At 63.6% G+C, this 8327-nt stretch carries 7 protein-coding genes and 1 pseudogene; 5 read left to right on the plus strand and 3 right to left on the minus strand.

Going from position 1 to position 8327, the window contains the following annotated elements:
* The first annotated feature begins 145 nt into the window (after window positions 1-145).
* Entirely contained in the window at window positions 146-2548 is a 2403-nt protein-coding gene (locus BT264_RS33000) for a patatin-like phospholipase family protein (RefSeq protein ID WP_072444286.1), read from the plus strand.
* Between the two features lie 37 nt (window positions 2549-2585).
* Here the strand turns inward: BT264_RS33000 and BT264_RS33005 are convergent, their stop codons facing one another.
* Together BT264_RS33005 and BT264_RS33010 are read right to left on the minus strand one after the other, a co-directional pair.
* Window positions 2586-3749: an ATP-binding protein gene (locus BT264_RS33005; protein ID WP_072444288.1), complete on the minus strand. Its 1164-nt coding sequence runs from the start codon at window positions 3747-3749 to the stop codon at window positions 2586-2588.
* Between the two features lie 64 nt (window positions 3750-3813).
* Window positions 3814-4524, minus strand: coding sequence for a response regulator (locus tag BT264_RS33010; protein ID WP_072444290.1), 711 nt, complete (start codon window positions 4522-4524; stop codon window positions 3814-3816).
* Window positions 4525-4743: 219 nt separating this feature from the next.
* On the opposite strand from BT264_RS33010, the gene BT264_RS33015 reads away from it, so the two are divergent.
* Both BT264_RS33015 and BT264_RS33020 read left to right on the plus strand, forming a co-directional pair.
* Window positions 4744-5658, plus strand: a complete 915-nt coding sequence (locus BT264_RS33015) for a glutaminase (protein WP_072444292.1) — start codon at window positions 4744-4746, stop codon at window positions 5656-5658.
* 16 nt (window positions 5659-5674) lie between these two features.
* Window positions 5675-6535, plus strand: coding sequence for a hypothetical protein (locus BT264_RS33020; protein ID WP_143155794.1), 861 nt, complete (start codon window positions 5675-5677; stop codon window positions 6533-6535).
* 218 nt (window positions 6536-6753) lie between these two features.
* On the opposite strand, the gene BT264_RS33025 is transcribed toward BT264_RS33020, so the two are convergent.
* Window positions 6754-7275 (minus strand): DUF3916 domain-containing protein, encoded by a 522-nt coding sequence (locus tag BT264_RS33025; RefSeq protein WP_072444295.1) that lies wholly within the window; start codon window positions 7273-7275, stop codon window positions 6754-6756.
* Window positions 7276-7780: 505 nt separating this feature from the next.
* Here BT264_RS33025 and BT264_RS33030 point away from each other — a divergent pair.
* Window positions 7781-7984, plus strand: a pseudogene (locus BT264_RS33030) (YdeI family protein); the annotation flags it as partial.
* Between the two features lie 54 nt (window positions 7985-8038).
* Window positions 8039-8327: transposase (locus tag BT264_RS33035; RefSeq protein ID WP_143156745.1), on the plus strand; the 289-nt coding region annotated here is incomplete at its 3' end.

Here is an 8327-nt window from a genome sequence, read left to right on the forward strand (position 1 = left end):
CGCGACGAAATTGCCGAAAACAGCGCTTCGAGGGTGTCGGACTCCGAAACGGTCTCTCGCGCTGCGCCTGTAAAACACGGTAATCTCTCGGTCTTGCCTGCTCCCGGCAGGCTTCAGACGCCCGATCACGCCAGGTATTTCCTCAATGACAGCGACCGTTTCCTCCCGCTGGGCGCGGGTGCGCCCGCTCTGCACGACGCTCGTCGCCTTCTGGTGCTGCACGGTCGCCGCGCAGCCGCTGCCGGCCACCGCCACCGCGCCCGCCCCCGCTGCGGCCGGCACGCCGGTGGCCGCTGCCCCCGCCGCAACGCCCACGGCCGCGCACGACTGCACGGCCGACGGCGGCCCGGCCGGCCGCCCGTCGATCGGCCTCGTGCTGTCCGGCGGCGGCGCGCGCGGCTACGCGCACCTCGGCGTGCTGAAGGTGCTCGAGGAAAACCGCATTCCGATCGACTGCATCGCGGGCACCAGCATGGGTGCGGTGGTCGGCGGCCTGTATGCGAGCGGCATGGCTGCCGCCGACATGCAGAAGCGGCTGTCGGAGGTCAACCTCGCGGATATCGCGTTCGACGTGGTCGAGCGCGCGGATCTGCCGCAAACCAGCCGGGAAGACGAACGCCTGTACATCAACGGCCTGACGCTCGGCTTCGGCAAGAGCGGCGTGAAGGCGCCGGTCGGCCTCGTGCAGGGCAACCGGCTGCAGGCACTGCTCGCCGACTGGACCGCTGCCGTGCCGACCAACCAGCCGTTCGACCGGCTGCCGATCCCGTACCGCGCGGTCGCGACCGACCTGCAGACGGGCCAGATGGTCGTGCTCGACCACGGCTCGCTGCCGCTCGCGATTCGCGCGAGCATGGCGATGCCCGGCCTGTTCGCGCCGGCCGAGATCAATGGCCGCGCGCTGGTGGACGGCGGCCTCGTCAGCAACCTGCCGGTCGACACCGCACGACAGATGGGCGCGAACGTCGTGATCGCCGTCGACATCGGCTCGCAACTGCGCCCGCTCGACGCGCTCGCGTCGCCCGCCGACGTGATGCAGCAGATGGTCGGCATCCTGATTCGGCAGAACGTGTCGGCGCAGCGCAAGCAGACCACCGCGGACGACGTGCTGCTCACGCCGGAGCTCGGTTCGCTCGGCTTCACCGATTTCCAGAACGCGCGCCAGGCGATCTCCGCGGGCGAAGCGGCGGCAACCGCCGCGCTGCCGCGCCTGAAGCGCTACGCGCTCACGCCCGAGGAATACGCGGCCTACCGCTCCGCGCACGCGCAACCGCTGCCGCCGCCGGTCCGGATCACGCGCATCGAGATCAAGACGAGCGGCGGCGTGCCGAAGCGCGTCGTCAGTGACGCGCTGCACGTGAAACCCGGCGACCTCTACGATCCGCAGACCGTCAGCCAGGATCTGCTCGGGCTGACGACGGGCGGCAATTTCGAGAGCGTCACGCAACAGGTCGTGAGCCACGGCAACGACAACGTGCTCGTGATCGATGCGCGCGAGAAATACTGGGGGCCGAATTTCCTGCTGTTCGGCCTGGGCATGTCGAGCAGCTCGACCGACGAGGGCGGCTTCCGCCTGCACGTCGGCTACCGGCGGCCCTGGCTCACCGAATCGGGGCTCGAGTTCCGCGCGGATACGACGATCGGCAGCGACCTGCAGTCGGCGCGCGTCGAATTGCGCCAGCCGTTATCGGGGGCATACGGCTTCTACCTGTCGCCTTACGCGGAATATCAGCGTCGCTACGTCAGCCTGTACGACGACAGCGGCGACATCAAACAGAACCAGTACCTGATGCAGACAACGCGCACCGGGATCGACTTCGGCTTGCCGATCGCCCGGCTCGGCGACTTCCGGATCGGCATCGGCTACGCGACCGGGCACGGCTCGCCGAACTACAACCTGCCGCTCGAGCTCGACGACGGCACCTCGACCCTGATATGGCCGAGCTTTACGTCGCAGGCGCTGACCGCGCGCGCACGGCTCGTGATCGATCAGCTCGACGATCCGATGTTCCCGCGCCGGGGTTACTACACCGAATTCCGCGTCGAACGCTCGCTGTGGTCGCACAACAGCGAGTCCGCGCGGGACTTCGGCGATGCGTCCGACACGCCTTACACCGAGATCTACGGCAAGGCGATGATCGCACAGCAGTTCGGCCGGCACAGCGTCAGCGCGACGATCGAGGGCGGCAAGAGCATCGGCGGCACCAACCTGATCAACGCGTTCAACTTCACGCTCGGCGGGTTTCAGCATCTGGCCGCGTATGCGGCCGACCAACTGACCGGCAACGAGCTCGCATACGGAAACGTGACCTACATGAACCAGTTGATGACGTTCAACGCGTCGCCGGTCAAGGCGCTGTCGATCGGCGCCAGCGCGGAAATCGGCAACGTGTGGTCGAGCGGCGTGAAGGTCGGCGGCGGCGTGCTCAAGCAGAGCTATACGTTCTTCACGAGCCTGTCGACCGCGTTCGGCCCTCTGTACATGGGGGTCGCGCTCGCGCCGGGCGGCCGGCGCAACATCTACCTGCAGCTCGGCCGCACGTACTGATGTGCGCGTCGCGCGCAACGGTCCGGCATGCCCGCCGTCAGTGCGCCGGCCCGGCCGCGGCGCGCGCCGTGCCGATCGGCCAGCTGATCTCGAAGCGCGCGCCGCCGAGCTCGACCGGCTCGACGACCGCGATCCGGCCGTTGTGCGCATGGAGCACCTGCCGCGTGATCGACAGGCCGAGCCCGTAGCCGCCGGTGCGGCGGTCGAGGCGCACGAACGCGTCGAAGATCCGTTCGCGCTCCTGCTCCGGCACGCCGGGGCCGTCGTCCTCGACGAAGATCCCGATATTGCCGTGCTCCATCGCGATGCCGACGACGATCCGCGAGTGCGCATACTTGCTCGCGTTGCGCAGCAGGTTGCGCATCGCGTACGACATCAGCCGCCGGTCCATCTTCACGCGCAGGTTCGACTCGAGCGCGACGCGCGATTCGATCGTGCACTCCGGATACAGCAGTTGCGCGTCGCTGACCTGGTGCTCGAACCACGCGACCGGCGCGGTCATCTCGAGGTTCGACTGCAGCGAGCTGTATTCGAGCCGCGCGAACGTGAGGCTCATGTCGATCAATTCCTCGAGCTCGGTCACGTCCTGCGCGATGCTCTCGAGCGCCCCCTGGTATTCCGCGGCAGAAGCAGGCTCGCGCAGCATCTCCAGCGCGAAGCGCACGCGCGCGAGCGGCGTGCGCAGCTCGTGCGAGATGCCGTTCGTGAGATCGCGCTGCGCGGCGATCAGCCGCTCCATGCGCATCGCGAGCGCGTTCAGCGTCCGCGCGAGCGGGCCGATGATCACGCTGTGCGATTCGCGTGCGCGCGTGTTGAAGCGCCCGCCCGTGAAATCGATCGCGCGTTCGCGCACCATCACGAGATCCGACCAGACCGGCCGCATCCATCGGTACGCGGCGAGCGCGGGCGCGACGAACACGAACGCGAGCACGATCCAGATATCGCCCGGCAGCGCGTCGAATGCATGCCACACGACCTGCGGCGACAATTCGACGCACAGCGCGAGCGCCGGCACAAGCGCGGTCAACAGCACGAGGCCGAGCAGATGCAGGTAGGTCCGCACGTAAAGGCGCGACCAGCTCGGAATGCGGTCGGCGCGCGTATCGGTCCACGCGCGGCGGAAATGCAGCCAGCGCCATCTGACATAGCGCAGCGTCGACAACGGCGGTGCATCGGGGTGCGAACGGGTTCGTCGGATCATCGCGGCTCCCGGCTGGCGGGCGGATTGCCCGCGCGGAACGTGACGGCGTCGCCTGACGGCGGCGTCATTCCCACGCGTGCTTGCTGAATTGATAACCCTTGCTGCGGATCGTCTTGATCCGCTGCGGGTTGCTCGCGTCATCGCGCAGCTTGCGGCGCAGCTTCGAAATGCGCCCGTCGATCGTACGGTCGAGGCCGTCGAATTCGACGCCGCGCAACTGCAGCATCAGGTCGTCGCGGCTGACGACTTCGCCCGCATGGCACACCAGCGCCCACAGCAGGTCGAATTCGGCCGACGTCAGATCGGGCGTGCTGCCGTCGGGCAGCACGACGGTGCGGTCGGTGCGGTCGATCGAGAACTTGCCGAACGCGTAGCGCTCGGGCTGCGACGCGGCGCTCTCGACCGTGCGCGCGGGCGCGCGGCGAAGCTGCGCCTTGATCCGCGCGAGCAGGATGCGCGGCTCGACCGGCTTGTGCACGTAGTCGTCCGCGCCGAATTCCAGGCCGAGCAGCTCGTCGAACGGCTCGTCGCGCGCCGTCACCATGATGATCACGCCGTCGTACTGCTTGCGCGCCTCGCGGCAGATTTCGAAGCCGTCCTTGCCCGGCAGGTTCACGTCGAGAATGACGAGATCGGGACGAATGGACAGGATCGCCGGCACCGCGGCGTCACCATGCAGCACAGTGTCGACTTCGTAGTCGTTCTTGCGCAGGTAGCCTGCGATCAGCGTGGACAGGCGGGTGTCGTCTTCGACGAGCAGGATGCGAAAAGACATGGGCAACGGTCGGGTCATCGGGGAGGCCGCGGCGGCGCCGGTCATTCCCGACGCCGGCCATCGGCCGAAACGTACCGCATGATACTGCGCCCGCCGATTGCCCGTTTGCCAGTCTCAAAAATAAGGGCATGATGCTGGCCGTGCTTGACGAATCGGCGCCGGGACGGTTCCATACGGGCTCGCCGGAATCCGGGCCACGCACCTACCCTGCCTGACGTGATGAATTACCAGACGATCCTCGAACGCATCCACACCGAACTCGCCCCCTGGATTGGCCAGGGACGGGTTGCTGACTATATTCCCGAACTCGCGAAAATCCCCGCCGACAAGTTCGGGATGGCCGTCGTGACGCTCGACGGAAACGTTTACACAGTCGGCGACGCGTACGAGCGCTTCTCGATCCAGAGCATCTCGAAGCTGTTCGCGTGCACGCTCGCGTTCCAGCTGCTGGGCGATGCGCTGTGGGAACGGGTCGGCCGCGAGCCGTCCGGCACCGCGTTCAATTCGCTGGTGCAGCTCGAAAGCGAGCGCGGCAAGCCGCGCAATCCGTTCATCAACGCCGGCGCGCTGGTCGTCACCGACGTGCTGTGCCGCCGCTTCGTGAGGGCCGAGACGGCGCTCGTCGAATTCGTGCGGCGGCTGATCGGCGCGACCGATATCGACTACGATTCGCGCGTCGCGCTGTCGGAGCTGCAGCACGCGGAGCGCAACCGCGCGATGGCGCATTTCATGGCGAGCTTCGGCAACATGCAGATGCCGCCCGACACGGTGATCGACGCGTATTGCCGACAGTGCGCGATCACGATGAACTGCGTCGAGCTGGCGCGCGCCGCGCTGTTCCTCGCGAACGGCGGCGTCGCGCCGGTGACCGGCGAGCGCATCGTCGATTCGAGTTCCGCGAAGCGGCTGTCGGCGCTGATGCTGACCTGCGGCACCTACGACGCGGCCGGCGATTTCGTGTATCGCGTCGGGCTGCCCGCGAAAAGCGGCGTCGGCGGCGGGATCGTCGCGGTGCTGCCCGGAGAGATGGCTGTGTGCGTGTGGGCGCCGGGGCTCGATGCTAACGGGAACTCGCTGGCGGGGACGTTGGCGTTGGAGTGGTTGACAACTTATACGGGAAGGTCGATTTTTTGAAGTGGCGAAGTCAGGCGTGCCTCATCTGGCGCGACGGCGGCAGGTGAATTTCGGCACACTCAATGGAGAATTCGTCATTCGACAGCGATCGACCCTTCAGATTTTCGGAAAGCAGCCATTAGAGGCGTTGACCACCAGTGCTAGAGATGGGAAAGAACTTATGAACAAAAAAGTGCCCGGCTTACACGCGCGTGATTTCGGTAAGGCCTATGTTTTGATGATCGCCACTGTCCTCGCAGTAGGCTCAATGCCTGCTGCCCAAGCGAACGAAAATACAGTAACGGTCGGTGTTGAGAAAATCGCCATTCCCGCTATCCCGGGCCTGGATGATTACACGACCGATCCCAAGAGCCAGCGGATCGCGGCATCGTTAATTGAATCCAGTGCGCAATTGCTGAATTTTCAGGCGCAACTCGCCCCCGTCCCTCGATACCTTATCGTCAAGGTACCCAAGGCGATCGTGTCGAAGTCCATGTCGACTCTTGAGTTTCGCACTTTTACCGCGTATAGCCGCTCTAATCTCAAGAATCTGGAGCAACACAGCGATCTGGCGACCCAGCAGGCAACCGAGCGAAGCGCGCAACTGAATCACACTCTTGCACCAGGGCATGTTGTTGAGGAAATCAAATTTGATGCTCCCACGTTGGTTGGCATTGATCGCGATGACGACGTCGCATTCACACGGACGGAGGTCGTCCCTATGAAATTTCAGATTGACGGACAGCCAAAGACCTCGATGGTCGTTATGTGCGCGAGCGCAATCCTAGTGAAGGGCAAGTTCGTCATCGCGCAGTTGTTTGGGCCAATTAAGGAAATCGAGTGGACCCGATCCACATGTAACAAGTTCGTTACGGACCTCGCAATGCAAAACAAGTGACCAAAATCTTAGTAGGCCGCCAATCCTTGACGCGTAAACGGTACGTCAAGAATATTCAAGACAGCCAGCAGCGAACTGCGTGTTGATGCAGACTGTCCGCTCGTGGCCGCACAGAGCCCAACGGCGGTCGGCTCAGGGCAACCCGAAGCGGCTCTCAGCGTTGCTTTCAAGGGCCACTCGTCGGGTACCGTAGTACGCATCCGGCTAGCACTTACGCTTCATCGAACCACTTCACCAAAGTACCAACATTCATAGCTGAACAGGCGACCGTCGTCGTCAAGGACCTTAACCGCAATACCCGACTCGGACATGCCTGGTGGCACGTACAACGCCCATTCACGGGAGAGGTTCCGGTCCCGGATGAATTTTCTTTCACCGAAAATATTTGTACCCTCGCCAACGTGGGCTCTGAAGTAGTCCTCGTCCAGATAGACGCATACCTCGCTCGCGAACATGTCTGGAAGGCAAATTACGCAGGTCACTCGAACCGACCTACAGCCGAAGGGCTTGCGAGCGAGAAGCAGCGCCGATGCGTCGATAAGGCCTTGCGCACACGCGCGACGGGTCGCAGCGGTAGCATATCGCCCCTGAACGAGGCTAGACGGCACCGGGATTTTCCAATTCCAGTAACGCTCACTCGACCTCCAAACGTCGGGGGAAACGTAGCTTGAAAGTTGTTCCGGCCATCGTCGGATAGCACGGAGCCTACGAGGAATGCCACGGAGTTTCTTTTCAGGCATGACGACTGTGTTGGATGCGGTATGCTATTGCACTCATTGAGCGCTGCATTATCGGTGTCAGATCATATCCGACAGTAAGGCAGTGTGCTGGTTTCATTCCGCAATTGCTAACGAGCACTGTAAACATAGAACCATTCTTGTCGGATTGTCGACGATTCAGGTAGCGATGTCGAATGTCCGTTTCTGGCGGCGGATTCAACCGGTCATTGAAGGCGGCGTAACACTTGTCCGCGCGAGGGATTACGTGTCAGTTTATATTGCCGGAGTTCCAGCACGCTGGCGCTGGAGTGGTTGACGACGTATATGGGAAGGTCGATTTTTTGAGGCGGGGAAGAACCGGTCAACTGGACGCCCCGCCAGGCAAGACCTCCATCTTCCCGCCGACGGAATACGCGTTGAATTACCGATAAATCGGGTATTTCCAAATCCGCGCAAATCGGTAACCTACGAAGTCTCGGTGAACGAAAAAGCCTCGCTGCCTGAATGCAACCATTCGGATCGCACCATGACTGAGCCTCGTCTGACATTCCGTGACCAGAACGAATGGGAAGGCTGGTTGACGCAAAACGGCGATACCTCGACCGGGATATGGCTGCGCCTTGCCAAAAAAGGCGCCGGGCAACCCACCTTGACTTACGAACAGGCGCTGGAAAGTGCCCTTTGTCATGGCTGGATCGACGGTCAAAAGCAAACTGAAAGCGAAGCATACTGAAGTTGACCCGCTTCAACGGACACCTATTCTTTTTGAAGAGGAGGTGCCGTCATGGGCAAGCATCGGAAGCCGTACCCGGCGGAGTTCCGGGCGCAGATGGTAGAGCTGGTGAAGGCAGGACGTACGCCTGAGGAATTGGCGCGCGAGTTCGAGCCGACGGCGCAGAGCATCATCAACTGGGTCGCTCAGGCCGATCGCGACTCGGGAATGCGCCAGGACGGACTGACCACGGCCGAGAGGCAGGAATTAACGCGGCTACGCCGTAAAGTCCGCCAACTCGAGATGGAGCGCGACATACTCTCTCACGCGGCTGCCTGGTTCGCTCGGGAGACGGGGGCCG

The organism is Burkholderia sp. NFPP32 (assembly GCF_900119325.1).
Taxonomy (GTDB): Bacteria; Pseudomonadota; Gammaproteobacteria; order Burkholderiales; family Burkholderiaceae; genus Burkholderia; species Burkholderia pyrrocinia_C.